Origin of the sequence: Streptomyces sp. NBC_01428 (assembly GCF_036231965.1) — a bacterium.
Classification (GTDB): Bacteria; Actinomycetota; Actinomycetes; order Streptomycetales; family Streptomycetaceae; genus Streptomyces.
Map to the genome: position 1 here is coordinate 6,048,264 of NZ_CP109499.1, position 16,725 is coordinate 6,064,988.

Sequence of the window (16,725 nt, forward strand, 5' to 3'; positions counted from 1 at the left end):
GACATCACGTCCCGGAGGACGTGACGTTCAGCGGAAGAGGCCCGCCGGGGGTGTCCCACCCCGCCGGCGGGCCTCTTCCGCGTTCTCACCCGAGGTCGCGCCCGGCGGTCACGCCTCCTGGCGCGGCCTGCGGCGGACCCACCACATGCCCGCGGCCCCGGCCGAGATCAGGGCCGCGCCCGCCGCACCGAACGGCAGGACCGAACTCCCCGGACCGGTCTTCGGCAGCGAGTCCCCGCCCGGTGCCACCGGCTTGTTGTCCGTGCCCAGCAGCAGCGGGGTGGCCGGTGCGTTCGGCGACGGGTTCGTCGTCCCGAACGGAACCGGTCCCTGTTGCCAGTAGGTCTTCTTCCCGTCGCCCGTCTGGACCGGAAGACAGATCTTTCCGGTCTTTCCCAGATCGAACGTGGCATCGACGGCGAACGATTTCGACTTGCCCACCGCGAGATTGCCGACGGAACACACGAAACCGCTGTTCGAACCCTCCGGGAGATCCTTTTCTCCCATCGCCGTGCAGCCCTTCACGTTCTTGACCTTCAGGCCGTCGAAACCGACCACCAGCAGTCGGATGTCACCGCTTTCCTTTGTCCCTTCGTTCTTTACCGTGGCGGTCATTGCCGTCTTCTGCGTACTGTTGTCGACCGAGATCTTCGACGGCAGCAACGTGGTCACCTTCACGCCCGCCGGCGCCTTGTCCATGGCCTTGCCGCCCTTGCCGCTGCCCGGTCCCTGGTCGTCCGCGACGGCGGTGTGGGAAAGGATCACCACGGCCGAGAAACATGCCGCGAGCAGAGATCCCGTAATGGTCGTCGTGTGACGAGAACGCATGTTCGCCCCCCTTGGCTGCGCCTGAATTCGCAGTACTTGAAGAGGTACCACAAGATTTCTCCGCACTATGCTGGTACGGCCTGAAGTGTGACCATTGTGTTTCTGTTGTGACGGGCGAATGTGGCTGATGTTGAGGGGGTGGGGGGATTGTCGGCGCACGTACAGGGTGGTGTTCCGGGATTATTGGTGACCGGGCGCTATCGACTGGTCGAGAGTATTGGCCAGGGGGGAATGGGGCGGGTGTGGCGAGCCGCCGACGAAATGCTCGACCGGCAGGTCGCGGTCAAGGAAATGCGCATAGACGGACTCGATCCCGAGGACACCCGCACGCGCCGGGAGCGCACCCTGCGCGAGGCGCGGGCCACGGCCCGGATCGACCATCCGGGCGTCGTCCGCATCTACGACGTGGTGGACGCGAGCGAGCGGCTGTGGATCGTCATGGAACTCGTCGCCGGCCGCTCGCTCGAACGGGTCGTGGCGGAGGACGGTCCGCTGGACCCGCGTGAGGCGGCCCGTGTCGGTCTCGAACTGGTCGGCGCGCTGCGGCAGGTGCACGCCGGGGGAGTGCTGCACCGCGACATCAAGCCGGGCAACGTGCTGGTGGAGCGCGCCGGACGGCGGCGCGTCGTCCTCACCGACTTCGGGATCGCCGCGCTGCAGGACGCCGAGGCGCTCACCATGGCGGGCATGCTCGTCGGCTCCCCCGACTACATGGCGCCCGAGCGGATCTCCGGCCGCCCGCAGGGGCCGCCCTCCGACGTGTGGTCCCTCGGCGCCACCCTGTGCGCGGCCCTCGGCGGCCGCTCCCCGTTCTCCCGCGCCACCACGTACGCGACCCTGCACGCCGTCCTCTACGAGGAGCCGGTTCTCCCGGCTGCCGCCGGTGTGTTGCGGGACATCCTCGCCGCCCTCCTGGAGAAGGAGCCGGACACCCGGCCCGGCCTGGAGGAACTGGAGACGGCGCTGGAGGAGATCGCCCGGCCCCCCGCCCCCGGGTCGGCGGCCACCCGCCCGTTGACGGAGGGCCCGGAGTACGACTTCACCACCGGCGTCGAGTTCGGCCCCGCGTACGGCCGCACCCGAACCGAAGGCCCCGGGCGCACCCCGGGCGCCGGGCGGGAACCCGACCGCTCCTCGGCCCACGGGCGGCAACCGGGACACGCTTCCACGCCCGACCACGGTCAGGCTCCCCACCGCCCGCCGGCTCCGCCCCCGGACCGGACGCCCCCGACGCCTCCGGTTCCGCAACACGGCCCGGCGACTCCGGGCGCGGGTCACGAACCGGGTGACGCGACCGCGCCGGCCTCCGAACGCGGACGGACGTCCTCGACACCCCCGGGTCCCGACGGCGGACCCGGACCGGCCCGCCCCGCCGGTCCGCGTTCCGCCCGGGCTCCGGGGCCCGCGCCGACGCAGAGCGCCGCGCACGGACGGAATCCCGCCGTCCTGCCCGGCCCAGGGGCCGAACCGGGCGCCGCGCCTGCCTCACCCCCGCGTTCCGGGCAGACCCCCGGGCCCGCCTCCACGCCGGGCGCAGGGCACGGACGGCAAACCGCCGCGACGCCCCCGGGCCCCGGTCGCGGCCCGGCCCCTGCCTCCACCCCCGGTCCGCGTTCCGGGCAGGCGCCCGGGGCCGCGTCCACGCCGGGCGCCGGCCAGGGTGAGGACCCCGCGACGACGCCGGGCTCGGACCACGGACCCGGCCCGGGGTACTCGCCCACCGTCGTCTCCCCGAGCGGGCCGATCTCCGAGCGCACTCCGGCGTCGCCCGTTGGGGAGCCCGATTCCCGGCCCGGCGCCTCGGTCCCCGTGCCGGCACATCCCGCCCCCTCGGAAGCGGCGTCGGCCCCGGCGCACGACTCCGCTCCAGGACGCCGGGCCGAATCCGACGCCACACCTCCATCCACACCCCCATCCCCGTCCCCACTCGAACCGCACTCCGCGCACCGGCCGGTGACGGACCGGCGCGACGTGCCGGGCACCCCTCCCGAACCGGCCTCGGAGCCCGTCCTCGACCCGCCGCCGCGCCTCCCGTCGGGGCGCGAACCCGGCCGCGAGCGCGACTTCCCGCCTCAACCCGCCCCCGGAGCGGGGAAGTTGTCCGAACCCCCTTCGGATCTCACGGACGAGTCCGCACGTCCCGAGGCCGACGCGGCCCCTGAACCCGCGCCTGCCCCCGACCCGAAGTCCCCGGCGCCCGCAGCGTCGCCCACGCGCGCTCTGCTCGACGCCCGGCGCATCCGGGCGACGCGCCTCCCGGCGGACCTGCCCGAAGCGACCCCGCCACTGGAGGAGCCGTTCTCGGGGGAACCGGCGGAGGGTTCCTCGCCCGCGGAGGATCTCCCGCAGGACGAGGGGACGCCCGCCGACCCCGGGGGACCCCTCTCCGTACAGGACGCCGTCCCGGTCCCGCGTACGCCGGCCCGCACGAGCGCGCCCGACTTCCGGAAGCACGCGCGGGCCCGTTCCGCGGAGGGTGTCCCGGCGAGCGGCGCCGGGGCCCTCACCCGGGGCCCCGTTCCGCCGGCCACGGCCAACGCCTCCACCGAAGCGCCGTCCGAACCGCGCGGGGAACCCCGTTCGGAGACCCCGTCCCACCTGCCTACCGCACCGGTGTCCGTCCTGCCGCCACGGGGTGAACTCCCGGGCCCCGCCGCACAGTCGACTCCGGAAGCCGGGTCTCCGCCGGGAGCCGGGGAGGACGGCGGGACGGCCACCGGGCCCGGCGGGCGGGGCGGCAGGCGCCGTGTCGTCGTCGCGGCCGCCGGTCTGGTGGTCGCCGGGGCGGTCGCCGGGATCGTCCTCGCGCTGTCGGGCGGCGGCTCGCCCGAGGGCCGGAGCGCCGCGTCGCCGGGAGCCTCGTCGGCGGCCACCGCCTCGTCCGCGGACGGGGGCCCCACGTCCGCCTCACCCACCGTCGAGGGCACCTCGCGCCCGCCCAGCCTGCCCCCGGGAGCGCACCGGGAGGCCGGGGGATACGCGTGGGTGACGCCGAAGGGCTGGCGCCGCGACCTGCAGACGGGCTCGGAGGTGCACTACACCTCGCCCGACGGCGCCCAGGAACTCGCGGCCAAGTCCTCCCTCGCCAAGGGGAACCTGATGGACACCTGGCAGACCTCGGAGCAGAACGCCCGGCAGGGCCAGGACTACCGGAAGATCCGGCTGGAGGAGACGACGTTCCAGGGCAGGCCCGCGATCGTCTGGGAGTACACGTTCACGATAAAGGGGGTGGGCTGGCACGCCCGGCTGCTCGGCTTCGACGTCGACGGGAAGTCGTACCAGATCAACACCTGGTACCACCGGGACATCGAGGACGGGGCCGTCGCGACCTACCACCAGGTGAAGAAGAGCTTCACCGTGCTGTGAACAGGGAGAGGGGCCCGCGGCGCAGTGCCGCGAGCCCCTCTCCCGTCAGGCCGGGAGGGCGGGTCAGGCGCCGACCTCGGCCTGCTCCTCGTCGCGGGACGCGCTCGCGAGCGGTCCCGCGGCCGAGGACGAACCGGCGCCGAGCTTCTGCCGGACGACGGCGATGGCCACCACGACCGCCGCGACGAGCAGCGACAGCAGCACGGTCGTACGGCCGTCGTGCTCGGTGTCGGTCAGCATGTAGCCGAGCACGAAGACGATCAGAGCCGCGGTCGCCCACGTCAGGTACGGGTAGAGCCACATCTTCACGACGAGCTTCTCCGGCGCCTCACGCTGGATGATCTTCCGCATGCGCAGCTGCGAGAAGCAGATGACGAGCCACACGAACAGGGCGACCGCACCGGAGGAGTTGACCAGGAAGAGGAAGACCGAGTCCGGGAACTTGTAGTTGAAGAAGACGGCGACGAAGCCGAACACGACCGAGACGACGATGGCGGTCATCGGCACACCGCGCCGGGTGGTCCGGGCGAAGGCCTTGGGCGCGTCCCGGCGCTCACCGAGCGAGAACGCCATCCGCGAGGCCGTGTAGAGACCGGAGTTGAGACAGGACAGCACCGAGGTCAGCACGATGAAGTTCATGATCTCGCCGGCGTGCGCGATGCCGAGGGAGTCCAGGGCCGCGACGTACGAGCCCTTCTCCTTGATCGCCGGGTCGTTCCACGGCACCAGGGTGATGACGACGAGGATCGAGCCCAGGTAGAAGACGGCGATACGCCAGATGATGCTGTTCGTCGACTTGGTCACCGCCCGCTGCGGGTCCGAGGACTCGCCGGCCGCGAGCGTCGCGATCTCGCTGCCCATGAAGGAGAAGACGACCAGCAGCACACCGGTGAGGATCGCGCCGGGCCCGTGCGGCAGGAACCCGCCGTGCTCGCTCAGATTGCCCACCCCCGCCTTGTCGGCGTGGACGCCGGGCAGCACGCCGAAGATCGCGAGGGCGCCGACGACGATGAACGCGCCGATCGCCACGACCTTGATCCCGGCGAACCAGAACTCGAACTCGCCGTACGAACCCACGGAGACCAGGTTCGTCGCGGTCAGGACGATCATCACGATGAGCGCCCAGCCCCACTGCGGTACGGCGGGCACCCATCCTTCGAGGATCGTGGCGCCGGCGGTGGCCTCCACGGCCAGCACCACCACCCAGAAGAACCAGTACAGCCAGCCGATGGAGAAGCCGGCCCAGCGGCCGAGCGCGCGGTCGGCGTGCGCGGAGAACGAACCCGAGGTCGGGTTGGCGGCGGACATCTCGCCGAGCATGCGCATCACCAGCACCACGAGCGTGCCGACGAGCGCGTACGAGAGGAGGATGCCGGGGCCCGTGGTGGCGATGCCGGTGCTGGACCCGACGAACAGTCCGGCTCCGATGACACCGCCGATGGCGATCATCGTCAGGTGACGGTTCTTGAGTCCGGCCTGGAGGCCGCCACCGGGTTCTCCGGGGCCTCCTGGGGCCTGTGCGGCCTTCGTGGGGGTCGGCTGCGAGGTCATGAGGGGGATTCCTTTGCGCCGGATGAGCAGATTCCCGTACACGGCGTCCCATCCGTACGAGCGGTGTACGGGGAACGCGTCGCTCCATCGTGTGGACCGGCGTACGAGTTGGTCCAGTGAAACGGAGGCAAAGGAATTCGTGAACCTTTGAATCCAGATCGTTACTTGAGGTTTCCTTGAGGTTCTGTAGTATTGCTCACGTTTTTCGGCCGTCGGCCCCGGCGAGGCCGGACCGGGACGGGCGTGACACACTCGGACCATGCGTGTGTATCTCGGCTCCGATCATGCCGGTCTCGAACTGAAGAACCACCTCGTCGAGTGGCTCAAGGCCGCGGGCCATGAGCCCGTCGACTGCGGGCCCCACATCTACGACGCCCAGGACGACTACCCGCCGTTCTGCCTCCGCGCCGCCGAGCGCACCGTGGCGGACCCGGGCTCGCTCGGCATCGTCATCGGCGGCTCCGGCAACGGCGAGCAGATCGCCGCGAACAAGGTCGCCGGCGTACGCGCCGTGCTCGCCTGGAGCGAGGAGACCGCCGCGCTGGGCCGCGAGCACAACAACGCCAACGTCATGTCCGTCGGCGCCCGCATGCACACCGAGGAAGAGGCGACGAAGTTCGTCGAGACCTTCCTCGGTACCCCGTTCACCGGCGAAGAGCGCCACGTCCGCCGCATCCAGATGCTCGCGGACTACGAGACGACGCGGGAACTCCCGCCCATCCCGGCGCACCACCCGCAGCAGCCGTAGGACCGCGGAACCGTTCGGGGCCCGGGACGCCGGGCCCCGCGACGAAGGACCACCAGGAGGACCCGTGCCCGAGGGGCACACCATTCACCGGCTCGCCCAGGACTACCTCGGCGCGTTCGGCGGCCGCGCGGCCCGGATCACCAGTCCCCAGGGCAAGTTCAGCGACGCCGCGGCCCTCCTCGACGGGTCCGTCCTCACCACCGCGGAAGCCCACGGCAAGCACCTCTTCCTCGGCTTCCGCGACGCCGACTGGGTCCACATCCACCTCGGCCTTTTCGGCAAGGTCGGCTTCGGTGCGACGCCCGCCCCACCGCCCACCGACACCGTCCGCCTGCGTCTCGTGAACGACACCGCCCACGTCGACCTGCGCGGCCCCACCACCTGCGCCCTCATCACGGACGACGAGAAGGGCGCGATACACGACCGGCTGGGCCCCGACCCACTGCGCCCCGACGCCGACCCCGCGGCGGCCTACCGCCGGATCTCCCGCAGCCGTACGACGATCGCCGCCCTGCTGATGGACCAGAAGGTCATCGCGGGCGTGGGCAACGTCTACCGCGCCGAGGTCCTCTTCCGGCACGGCATCGATCCGTACCGCGCGGGCAAGGACCTCCGGGCGGGGGAGTGGGACGCGATCTGGGCGGACCTGGCCGACCTCATGCGCGAGGGCGTCCGCACCAACCGCATCGACACGGTCCGCCCCGAACACACCCCCGACGCCATGGGGCGGCCACCGCGCGTGGACGACCACGGCGGCGAGGTCTACGTGTACCGCAGGGCCCACCTGCCCTGTCACCTCTGCGGCGGCGAGATCCGCACCGCCGGTCTCGCCGCCCGCAACCTGTTCTGGTGCCCTACCTGCCAACAGGCCTGAAACGGGGGCCGGTCCGCGGCCCGTGCCCGGTCCTTCGCTAGAACCCGTGCGGCAGCCAGGGCGCGACCACCGACGTGAACGCCATCGACGCCTCCGCCAGCGCACCCTGACGCAGCTCCCGCACCCGCCCGGCCGCCGCGAGCGAGGCGAGCGGTACACCGCCCAGGTACGCCGCACCCAACTCCCGCACGGACAACGCCAGATCGGGTGAATCGCCGGTCCGGACGCAGGAGGCGCCCTTCGCGTCGCCGGTGAGCCGCCAACGCCCCTCGTTCCAGGGGCAGAAGGCGTCCTCGACCTCCAACACCACGTCCACCGGGGCCTGATACGTCCGCGCCTCCAGCGCCGCCCCGACGTCGACGAGCCGCACATGCAGCGCGTCCTTCAACCGCACCTGACAGCGCCGGATGTCCGAGACCAGGTGCTGCCAGTCCTCGTCCACGGGCCGGCCCCGGGTGCGCAGCGTCGTCGTCAGGTCGACGTCGGACAGGAACCGCCACAGGGCGGCCCGCGCCGGCGCGTCCGTCCCCTCCAGATCCTCCAGCTGCACCACGCCGTCGTGCCCCGCCGGACCCCAGCCCGGCTTCACCCGGAAACGCGTGTAGCCCACCGCCGAGCCGTCCCGTTCCGCGACCACGCACTGCAGAGGGGACGCGCCGTCCCGCTCGCCCTCCGGGTCGAGCACCTGGAGCCGCTCCCAGCCCGGCTGCCGCGCCAGCATCCCCGGACGCTCCGGCACGCGCCGCGCGTACACCGCCTCGCACACGTCGAGGACGTCGCCCGGCGCCGCGTACCGCAGCCGTACGTCGTCCGTCCCCGGCGGCACGGACAGCCGCACGCGACCGGTGTCGATCTCGGCGTTGATCTGCAGGGTCCCGATGCCGTAGCCGAACCGGCCGTAGATCGCCGGTTCCGACGCGGTCAGCACGGCGAGCGGCTCGTTCCCCGCACGGAGATCGTCCAGCTGCCGTCGCATCATCGCGGTGAGCACCCCGCGCCGCCGGTGCGTCGCGGCCACGCTCACCATCGTCACGCCGGCCGCCGGCACCGAGGCGCCGCCCGGGACGGTGACGCGGAAGGAGAAGGCCCCCGCCGTACCCACACACTCCTCGCCGTCCCACACGCCGAGCGAACGGTCGTACTCTGTGAGCGCGTTCCACAGTTCGCGCTCCTCGGACGACTCCGCCACACCTCCGAACGCGCGGATCAGGTTCTCGTACCACTTGTCCCAGTCGGCCTGCCGGAGCACCCGGACGTCAGTCGTCATAGCCCATGCCTACCAGGGCAATGCGGTACGAGCGAGGGAATTTCGCCCGTTGCCGAGCCCCCTGACCGGAACGTGTCGGTGAAGTTCTCTGTGAAGTTGAGCGCTCGGACGGGGGACAAGTGGGACCTCCCGTGCCAAGCACCTGGTCCGATGGATAGGGTCCCGAACTAATGGCAGCAGGACGAGAGCGGCGCTCGGAGGCCGATACGTTCGCGGCCCGGTTGAAGAAGCTGTGGCACCGGGCCCGCACAGGGCTGCGCAGATCCGCCGTGGACTACTTCCGCGGCGACGGTTCCGACTGGATCGCCCTCGCCGGCCTGCTCATCACGATCCCCGTGATCGCCGCCACCACCCTGGTGAACTCGGTGTGGTGCTCACCCGCCGTCCTCGTCCTGCCGATCGTCGCCGGCGGCCTGCTGCTCCGCCCCGCGAGCCTGCTCGGGCTGTACGCGGCGGCCGCCACCGCGCTGATAGTCGAGTCCGTGAAGCTCGGCCCCTACACGGAGGGCCCCTCCCGGGTCACCCCCGGCGTGGTCCTGGTCGTCGCGGCCTGCGGTTTCTTCGGCCTGCTGATCGCCCAGTTCCGCAGCCGGGTGGGCGTGCCCTGGCGACGCGGCGGCACCATGCTCTTCGACCTGCGCGAACGCATCCGGGTGCAGAGCAAGCTGCCGCAGCTCCCGGTGGGCTGGCACCGCGAGATGGCGCTGCGCCCGGCGGGCGGCCAGTCGTTCTCCGGCGACTTCGTCGTGGCCGCCCGGACGAACGGCGGCCGGACCCTCGAAGTCGTCCTCACCGACGTCTCCGGAAAGGGGATGGACGCCGGCTCCCGCGCCCTGCTGCTGTCCGGAGCCTTCGGCGGCCTGCTCGGCTCGCTCCCGCCGCACGCCTTCCTGACCGCGGCCAACGGCTATCTGCTGCGCCAGGACTGGGACGAGGGCTTCGCCACCTCGATCCACCTGGTGCTCGACCTCGACTCGGGCGACTACGAACTCTTCTCCGCCGGACACCCGCCGGGCCTCCAGCTCAGCGCGGGCAGCGGCCGCTGGGAGGAGAAGGCCGCGGAGGGCCCGCTCCTCGGTGTGTACGACGGTGCCCAGTTCGACCCGGTGAAGGGCTCGCTGCGGCCCGGGGACGTGTTGATGCTGTTCACGGACGGTCTGGTCGAAACCGCCGAGCGCGACATCGTCGAGGGCATCGACCGGCTCACCGGCGAGGCCGACCGCTATGTCGCCGGCGGCTTCCACGGAGCCGCCTGGCATCTCATCGAGGCCGTCGCCAAGGACGTCAACGACGACCGGGCGCTGCTGCTGATCTGCCGCGAGGGCCTGACCCCGGTGCGCTGACCCCGGTGCGGGCCGGGCGGATCGGGGCGGATCCGGGGCCCCGCCCGGACGGCAGGCCGCGGACATCACGGTTTTCGGCAAGAAGGCGGCAGCGAGGTGTTCCGAGGGGACACTGAACCCGTGACGCAACCTCTCCTGACCCTCGCCGAAGTCGAGGCGCTCGCCCGCACGGCGCACGCCGCCCAGACCGACAAGGCCGGCCGCCCGTACGCCGAGCACCTCCAGGCGGTGGCGGACGGCGTCCGCGAACGCGGCGGCGACGAAGACCAGATAGCAGCGGCCTGGCTGCACGACGCCGTCGAGGACGACGCCCTCTCCGAGGAGTGGCTGACCGAAGCCGCGCTGACCCCTCGTACGAAGGACATCGTGCTGGCGCTCACCAAACAGGACGGCGAGTCCGCGGAGGCCTACGCGCGCCGCATCCGCACCACCCGTGGCGCCCTGTTGGTCAAGGCGTCCGACCTGGCGCACAACGCGGACCCGGTCCGCCTCGCGGTCCTCGACGAGCACACCCGGGCCCGGCTGACGAAGAAGTACGCGGCGATGCGCTCCCTGCTGGGACTCCCGCCCGCCTGAACACCCCTGCTCCCGAGGCCACTTGGCCGCGTCCCGGCGCGGCCGGGAGAGCATGCCCGCGCCACGCGCGAGGGCGGGCCCGGGATCACTCCCGGGCCCGCCCTCCGCCATGTCTCCCGACGGCCGTGCGCCGTGCTTCTAGGCGTTCGCCCTGGCCCGCTCCCGGGCCAGCTCCGCCGCGTCCTGCTTGAAGGCCCACTCCATCTTCGGCTCCATCGCGAAGCGGAACATCCGCTGGACGGGCCGGGTGCACAGCACGGTGATCAGCGCCGCCGCGACGACCGTCACGAAGATCTCACCGACGGGGGTCTGCACCCAGCCGTGGTCGAGCCAGTTCCACTGCCGCGAGGCGCGGACCACGAAGCCGTGCAGCAGGTAGCCGTACAGCGTGCCGGCGCCGAGCGCCGTGAACCAGTACTGCCGTCCCGGGACCCAGGCGAAGAAGCACGCGGTGAGCAGGAGCGAGCAGCCGAAGAGCGCCAGCGTCATGACCACGCCGGCCCACCAGGGAGCGCCGAGTTCCTGTGCCGCGTCGCGGTGGTAGAACCAGGAGTCGTTCATCCGGGGCCCCGCCCAGTAGCCCACGGCCAGGGCCAGGGCGACGACGGGCACCGACAGGACGCGCACCTCGCGGCGGCGCACCATCTGGAAGTGCTCGGGCTTCATGACCAGGCCGAGCACGAAGAACGGCAGGAACTGCAGGACCCGTTGGAGGTCCAGGTCGTTACCGATCTCCGGCGAGACGCACGCGAGCGCGGCGAGGCCCAGCGCCAGGGGCACGGGCCAGCGGACCAGCTTCCACAGCGGGGCCGTCAGCCGCCAGACGAACAGCGCGATCAGGAACCAGGTGAGATACCAGGGATCCAGCAGACTGATCGTCTGGTCCGCGTTGCCTCCGACATAGCGGTCGAACAGCGAGTACGCGGTCTCGAAGAGGACGTACGGGACGACGACGCCGGTGACGAGCCGCTTCAGGCGGTCGGGGCGCATGTCGAAGTTCCGCGAGAAGTAGCCGGAGATGATGATGAAGGCCGGCATGTGGAAGCCGTAGACGACGACATAGAGCGCGTCGACCGTGCGGCTCTGCCCCTTCAACGGCTCCCAGGTGTGGCCCATCGCCACGAGCACGATGGCCAGGTACTTGGCGTTGTCGAAGAAGGCGTCGCGGCTCTTGGGCTTGCCGCCCGGCGCCGAGCCCGCGGTCGCGGAAGTTTCCGCGGGCGACGACCGGGGAGAGCGCGGACCCGGCACCCCGTCCTTCGGCTGCACCGCCGGAGGGAGTGGCGACCCGGTGCGGCCCTGGGGTCGGAGTGTGTTGGTCACAGGCCCTCCCGCCACGAACTTCCGGGGGCGGTCCTGAGCCTCGCTGCGCATACGGGAGACGTGGCGTGGTGGGACATCTGAGGCACCCTAGCGTTCTCTGTGTGTTCTCGTAAAACCTTCGATCTCATTACCTGCTATCACCTGCGCATACCCCGGATTTGAAGATGTGTGCCTGTCGATTCACACAAGATCGCGCGGGCCGATTCCCCTGCCGGGAAGGGGTGTTCTGTCCCGCTTCATACCGACTAAAGCGTGCATAACGCCCGCGGGCGACTCTGGTCATATGTCCGGTTCATTAGGCTTTAGTTACCCGTCTTGAGTGCCCGCGGTGTGCCTGTGGCAACAATTCGAATTACCTGCGAACAGGGTGTGTGGACATGGCAACGACCTCTATTGATTTCCGGTGAGGGGGTGCTCCCGAATTGCCGTACGGCGCCTCGGAGTCGGCTCCGGCGCGAGAGCGATGCCGTGCGGGCGACGCCGTGAACCGGTGTGTCCTTGGTCAGCTCTTGGGTCTGTCCTTGGCCAACGATGCGTCACCTGCCGCATACGAACGGCTCGTTGGTGGCACGATGGTTCTGGCGGGGGTGTGCGGGGCTGCACCTCCGGGCCGGGAGTGCGGGACCGACCGTAGGGTGTGATCAGTTGTGGCCATTTCGCTGTCAGTGGTGCTGCTGTTGGCGATCATCCTCGTGGTACTGATCCGAGGAGGATCGATCAAGGCGGGACCTGCCATCGTCGCGGTGCTCTTCGGCTTCTTCCTCGCGTCGACCGGCATGGCCCCGTCCATCAACCGGTTCCTCAACTCGATAGCGGAGACGATCAACTCGATCAGTTTCTGAGGCCGCCGGCCGCCGGACCTCCCGTGGGCACCCGCGACGGGAGTCGCCTCGGCGTCGACATCGGGGGATCGCCGCGACGGGTCGCCCCGAGCGCGGCACCCGAGGTCCCCTCGGCGGACGGGGCGCGCAGGGCGGCGGCGGCCGACAGCACGCGCGGAGCCCCGGGGAACGACCGAGGGCCAGGCAGAGGATCGAACCTCTGGCCTGGCCCTACGTCATATGGAGCGGGCGACGGGAATCGAACCCGCGTAGCTAGTTTGGAAGACTAGGGCTCTACCATTGAGCTACGCCCGCACAGGGTGCGCCGCAGGTCAGCGACCGCGGCACTGGAAGCATCGTAGCGGGTCGGCCCCCCTCGGCGCACACCCCGTTTCCTTCCGCGTTCCTCGCCGTGTCGACCCGGCGAAATGCGGCAGCCGCACCGCTTGCGGGCATGTACCCTACGTGTCGCACCGACGGGGTGTGGCGCAGCTTGGTAGCGCGTCCGCTTTGGGAGCGGAAGGCCGTGGGTTCAAATCCCGCCACCCCGACCACCGGCAGAACCAGCCGGGGCCCTGCCTCGGCAAGATCACCTTTTGGGGCGTGTACCGCCTGCGGTTACTATGCAAGCTGCGTGCCCGTATGTCTGCACTGTTACGTCTCTCAAGGGCCGCGCGAATCCGCCCAGCTCTGCCCGACCGGCAGAAGCACGCAGCAGAACCCCCAAGAAGTCAGCCACAAGGAGACCGAACCGTGAAGAGCGCCGTGGAGACCCTGAACCCGACTCGGGTTCGGCTCACTGTCGAGGTGCCCTTCGAGGAGCTCAAGGACAGCCTCGACGCGGCGTACAAGAAGATCAACCAGCAGGTCACGGTGAAGGGGTTCCGGAAGGGCAAGATCCCGGCGCGCGTCATCGACCAGCGGTTCGGTCGCGGCGCCGTGCTCGAAGAGGCCGTCAATGACGCGCTCCCGAAGTTCTACACCGAAGCGGTCAACGAGGCTGAGCTGAATGTCCTCGGACAGCCCGAGGTCGACATCACCGAGCTGAAGGACGGCGAGACGCTGAACTTCACCGCCGAGGTCGACATCCGTCCCGCCATCGAGATCCCGGACTACTCCGGCATCGAGGTCGAGGTCGACGCCGTCGAGGTCAGCGACGAGGACGTCGAGAAGGCCGTCTCCGACCTGCGCGAGCGTTTCGCCTCGACCTCCCCGGTCGAGCGCGCCGCCCAGGACGACGACGTCGTCACCCTCGACCTGGAGGCCAAGGTCGACGACGAGGTCCTCGAGGACGGCGTCGCCAGTGGCGTCTCGTACACCATCGGCTCGGGTGAGCTGCTCGACGGCATCGACGAGGCCGTCAAGGGCCTGGAGGCCGGTGGCGAGACCACCTTCGCCTCCGAGCTGAAGGGTGGCTCCGCCGCCGGCAAGGAGGCCCAGGTCACCGTCAAGGTCACCCAGGTCGCCGCCCGTGAACTGCCCGAGCTGGACGACGAGTTCGCGCAGCTCGCCTCCGAGTTCGACACCCTCGACGAGCTGAAGGCCGACAGCCGCAAGCGCCTCGAGAACATGAAGCAGTACGACCAGGCCACGCAGGCCCAGGAGCGTGTCCTGGAGAAGCTGCTCGAGCTGGTCGAGGTGCCCGTCCCCGAGAAGCTGCTCGAGGACGAGATCCAGACCCGCAAGCACAACCTCGAGCACCACCAGCTCGGCCAGATGGGCCTCGACCTCGCCAAGTACCTGGAGATCCAGGGCAAGACCGAGGAAGAGTTCGACGCCGAGACCAAGGAAGCCGCGGTCAAGGGCATCAAGACGCAGTTCGTCCTCGACGAGCTCGTCAACAAGGAGAAGCTGAACGTCAACCAGGAGGAGCTCACCGAGCACCTCATGCGGCGCGCGCAGTCCTCCGGCATGTCCCCCGACCAGTTCGCCCAGGCCGTCGTCGAGGGCGGCCAGGTTCCGATGCTCGTCGGCGAGGTCGCCCGCGGCAAGGCCCTCGCGGTCGTCGTCGAGGCCGCCACGGTCAAGGACACCAACGGCGAGGTCGTCGACCTGGACGACGAGGACGAGGCCGACGAGACGGCCGAGACCGTCGAGGCCACCACCGAGGCCGAGGCCGAGGACAAGCCCGAGGCCTGATCACCTCATCTTGTACGCCTGAGAGCCGCTGGGCCCCGGAGACGTTCTCGTCTCCGGGGCCCAGCGGCTTTCAGGGGGCGCGGGGAACTGCGCGAGCGACCCCCACCGCCCCGCAGCCGCGCCACGGGTGCCAGGGCCATCGGACCGCGCGGCCTGTCAAGGCCCCCACAGGCTCTCCGAGCCCCTCCGGGGACGGGATCAAAACCCCGGTCAGGCCAGCGCAGCGCATGCGCTCACAGCGAACAGTTCCCTCTGCGGGATTCCCCGGAGGGACCCGCGCGTTAGGGTCCATGAATACGAGGGCAGGGGAGTCCCCGAAGCCGCCCCGAGCGGTGTAAAGCACCGGGGTCCCACGCCCCCAGCAGAAGACGTGAGACGGCCCGGCGCCGTCGTAAGACGAGCAGGTGGATACGTGACGAATCTGATGCCCACAGCTGCCGGCGACCCCATCGGTGGTGGCCTCGGCGACCAGGTCTACAACCGACTGCTCGGCGAGCGGATCATCTTCCTCGGCCAGGCGGTCGACGATGACATCGCCAACAAGATCACGGCGCAGCTGCTGCTCCTTGCCTCCGACCCGGACAAGGACATCTACCTCTACATCAACAGCCCCGGCGGATCGATCACGGCCGGCATGGCGATCTACGACACCATGCAGTACATCAAGAACGACGTGGTGACGATCGCGATGGGCATGGCGGCCTCGATGGGCCAGTTCCTGCTCAGCGCGGGTACGCCCGGCAAGCGTTTCGCCCTGCCGAACGCCGAGATCCTGATCCACCAGCCGTCCGCGGGTCTCGCGGGCTCGGCCTCGGACATCAAGATCCACGCCGAGCGGCTGCTGCACACCAAGAAGCGGATGGCGGAGCTGACCTCCTTCCACACCGGTCAGACCGTCGAGCAGATCACTCGTGACTCGGACCGCGACCGCTGGTTCGACCCGATCGAGGCCAAGGAGTACGGCCTCATCGACGACATCATGCCCACCGCTGCCGGTATGCCGGGCGGCGGCGGCACCGGGGCGGCGTAAGCCCCTCCAGCGCCCCCGGAGGCGGCGCAGGGCCCCTGGTCGCCCCCCGGGTGACACAGGGCCCCGGCGCGGCCCCCAGCCGACCGCTCAGCCCTTTTCAGGCTTTTCAGGAGACACAGTGAACGACTTCCCCGGCAGCGGCCTCTTCGCCCGCACTGAGGCCGAGTACACCGGTCCTCGTGCGGAGTCCCGCTACGTCATCCCGCGCTTCGTCGAGCGCACCTCGCAGGGCGTGCGTGAGTACGACCCGTACGCGAAGCTGTTCGAGGAGCGCGTGATCTTCCTCGGCGTGCAGATCGACGACGCCTCAGCCAACGACGTCATGGCGCAGCTCCTGTGCCTGGAGTCGATGGACCCCGACCGTGACATCTCGGTCTACATCAACAGCCCCGGTGGCTCGTTCACGGCCCTCACGGCCATCTACGACACGATGCAGTTCGTGAAGCCGGACGTCCAGACGGTCTGCATGGGCCAGGCCGCCTCGGCCGCCGCGATCCTGCTGGCCGCCGGCACCCCGGGCAAGCGCATGGCGCTCCCGAACGCCCGTGTGCTGATCCACCAGCCGTACAGCGAGACCGGCCGCGGCCAGGTCTCGGACCTCGAGATCGCCGCCAACGAGATCCTCCGGATGCGCTCGCAGCTGGAAGACATGCTGGCCAAGCACTCGACCACGCCGATCGAGAAGATCCGCGAGGACATCGAGCGCGACAAGATCCTCACGGCTGAGGACGCGCTCGCGTACGGCCTGATCGACCAGATCATCTCCACCCGGAAGATGAACAACTCGGCGGTTGTCTGACGTACCGCTGTATCGTCTGCCGTTCCCCGGCGCGGTTCGCTGCGAAGTGAACCGCGCCAA

General features: G+C 70.3%; 13 protein-coding genes and 2 tRNA genes. 10 read left to right on the top strand and 5 right to left on the bottom strand.

From position 1 onward, the window contains the following. Nucleotides 1-108: 108 nt before the first annotated feature. Entirely contained in the window at nt 109-828 is a 720-nt protein-coding gene (locus tag OG406_RS26195) for an LPXTG cell wall anchor domain-containing protein (protein WP_329188085.1), read from the bottom strand. A 231-nt stretch (nt 829-1,059) separates the two neighbouring features. Between OG406_RS26195 and OG406_RS26200 the strand changes: the two genes are divergently transcribed. Further along, complete coding sequence (locus tag OG406_RS26200) at nt 1,060-4,194, top strand: serine/threonine-protein kinase (protein WP_329190975.1); 3,135 nt, start codon at nt 1,060-1,062, stop codon at nt 4,192-4,194. 63 nt (nt 4,195-4,257) lie between these two features. Here the strand turns inward: OG406_RS26200 and OG406_RS26205 are convergent, their stop codons facing one another. Continuing rightward, complete coding sequence (locus OG406_RS26205) at nt 4,258-5,745, bottom strand: amino acid permease (RefSeq protein WP_329188087.1); 1,488 nt, start codon at nt 5,743-5,745, stop codon at nt 4,258-4,260. Nucleotides 5,746-6,004: 259 nt separating this feature from the next. Between OG406_RS26205 and OG406_RS26210 the strand changes: the two genes are divergently transcribed. After that, nucleotides 6,005-6,493: a ribose-5-phosphate isomerase gene (locus OG406_RS26210; RefSeq protein WP_081217270.1), complete on the top strand. Its 489-nt coding sequence runs from the start codon at nt 6,005-6,007 to the stop codon at nt 6,491-6,493. Nucleotides 6,494-6,557: 64 nt separating this feature from the next. Continuing rightward, entirely contained in the window at nt 6,558-7,367 is an 810-nt protein-coding gene (locus OG406_RS26215) for an Fpg/Nei family DNA glycosylase (protein WP_266613700.1), read from the top strand. Between the two features lie 37 nt (nt 7,368-7,404). Here OG406_RS26215 and OG406_RS26220 read toward each other — a convergent pair whose 3' ends face one another. Next, nucleotides 7,405-8,634 carry a GNAT family N-acetyltransferase gene (locus OG406_RS26220; RefSeq protein ID WP_164369324.1) on the bottom strand — a complete coding sequence of 410 codons (1,230 nt, stop codon included), beginning with the start codon at nt 8,632-8,634 and terminating at the stop codon, nt 7,405-7,407. A 170-nt stretch (nt 8,635-8,804) separates the two neighbouring features. On the opposite strand from OG406_RS26220, the gene OG406_RS26225 reads away from it, so the two are divergent. Both OG406_RS26225 and OG406_RS26230 read left to right on the top strand, forming a co-directional pair. After that, on the top strand, nt 8,805-9,977 hold the full coding sequence (locus OG406_RS26225) for a PP2C family protein-serine/threonine phosphatase (protein WP_081217267.1): 1,173 nt from the start codon (nt 8,805-8,807) through the stop codon (nt 9,975-9,977). A 120-nt stretch (nt 9,978-10,097) separates the two neighbouring features. Beyond that, nucleotides 10,098-10,553 carry an HD domain-containing protein gene (locus OG406_RS26230; RefSeq protein WP_164369325.1) on the top strand — a complete coding sequence of 152 codons (456 nt, stop codon included), beginning with the start codon at nt 10,098-10,100 and terminating at the stop codon, nt 10,551-10,553. A 138-nt stretch (nt 10,554-10,691) separates the two neighbouring features. On the opposite strand, the gene OG406_RS26235 is transcribed toward OG406_RS26230, so the two are convergent. After that, on the bottom strand, nt 10,692-11,876 hold the full coding sequence (locus OG406_RS26235; RefSeq protein WP_329188090.1) for an acyltransferase family protein: 1,185 nt from the start codon (nt 11,874-11,876) through the stop codon (nt 10,692-10,694). Nucleotides 11,877-12,523: 647 nt separating this feature from the next. On the opposite strand from OG406_RS26235, the gene OG406_RS26240 reads away from it, so the two are divergent. After that, nucleotides 12,524-12,718, top strand: a complete 195-nt coding sequence (locus OG406_RS26240; protein ID WP_016435177.1) for a hypothetical protein — start codon at nt 12,524-12,526, stop codon at nt 12,716-12,718. Between the two features lie 220 nt (nt 12,719-12,938). On the opposite strand, the gene OG406_RS26245 is transcribed toward OG406_RS26240, so the two are convergent. Beyond that, nucleotides 12,939-13,012, bottom strand: a tRNA-Gly gene (locus tag OG406_RS26245). A 162-nt stretch (nt 13,013-13,174) separates the two neighbouring features. On the opposite strand from OG406_RS26245, the gene OG406_RS26250 reads away from it, so the two are divergent. The 4 genes from OG406_RS26250 (at nt 13,175) to OG406_RS26265 (ending at nt 16,665) form a co-directional block, all read left to right on the top strand. Then, a tRNA-Pro gene (locus OG406_RS26250) sits at nt 13,175-13,251 on the top strand. Between the two features lie 199 nt (nt 13,252-13,450). Beyond that, on the top strand, nt 13,451-14,836 hold the full coding sequence (tig, locus tag OG406_RS26255; RefSeq protein WP_267050785.1) for a trigger factor: 1,386 nt from the start codon (nt 13,451-13,453) through the stop codon (nt 14,834-14,836). A 424-nt stretch (nt 14,837-15,260) separates the two neighbouring features. After that, nucleotides 15,261-15,866, top strand: coding sequence for an ATP-dependent Clp protease proteolytic subunit (locus OG406_RS26260; RefSeq protein WP_060897745.1), 606 nt, complete (start codon nt 15,261-15,263; stop codon nt 15,864-15,866). A gap of 118 nt (nt 15,867-15,984) precedes the next feature. Then, complete coding sequence (locus tag OG406_RS26265; RefSeq protein ID WP_081217263.1) at nt 15,985-16,665, top strand: ATP-dependent Clp protease proteolytic subunit; 681 nt, start codon at nt 15,985-15,987, stop codon at nt 16,663-16,665. The last annotated feature ends 60 nt before the right edge of the window (nt 16,666-16,725 follow it).

Excerpts from the sequence above, each read along its gene's own strand:
- OG406_RS26205 (WP_329188087.1), bottom strand. The coding sequence starts at position 5,745 with ATGACCTCGCAGCCGACCCCCACGAAGGCCGCACAGGCCCCAGGAGGC.
- OG406_RS26200 (WP_329190975.1), top strand. The coding sequence starts at position 1,060 with ATGGGGCGGGTGTGGCGAGCCGCCGACGAAATGCTCGACCGGCAGGTC.
- OG406_RS26260 (WP_060897745.1), top strand. The coding sequence starts at position 15,261 with ATGCCCACAGCTGCCGGCGACCCCATCGGTGGTGGCCTCGGCGACCAG.
- OG406_RS26210 (WP_081217270.1), top strand. The coding sequence starts at position 6,005 with ATGCGTGTGTATCTCGGCTCCGATCATGCCGGTCTCGAACTGAAGAAC.
- OG406_RS26220 (WP_164369324.1), bottom strand. The coding sequence starts at position 8,634 with ATGACGACTGACGTCCGGGTGCTCCGGCAGGCCGACTGGGACAAGTGG.
- OG406_RS26195 (WP_329188085.1), bottom strand. The coding sequence starts at position 828 with ATGCGTTCTCGTCACACGACGACCATTACGGGATCTCTGCTCGCGGCA.
- OG406_RS26225 (WP_081217267.1), top strand. The coding sequence starts at position 8,805 with ATGGCAGCAGGACGAGAGCGGCGCTCGGAGGCCGATACGTTCGCGGCC.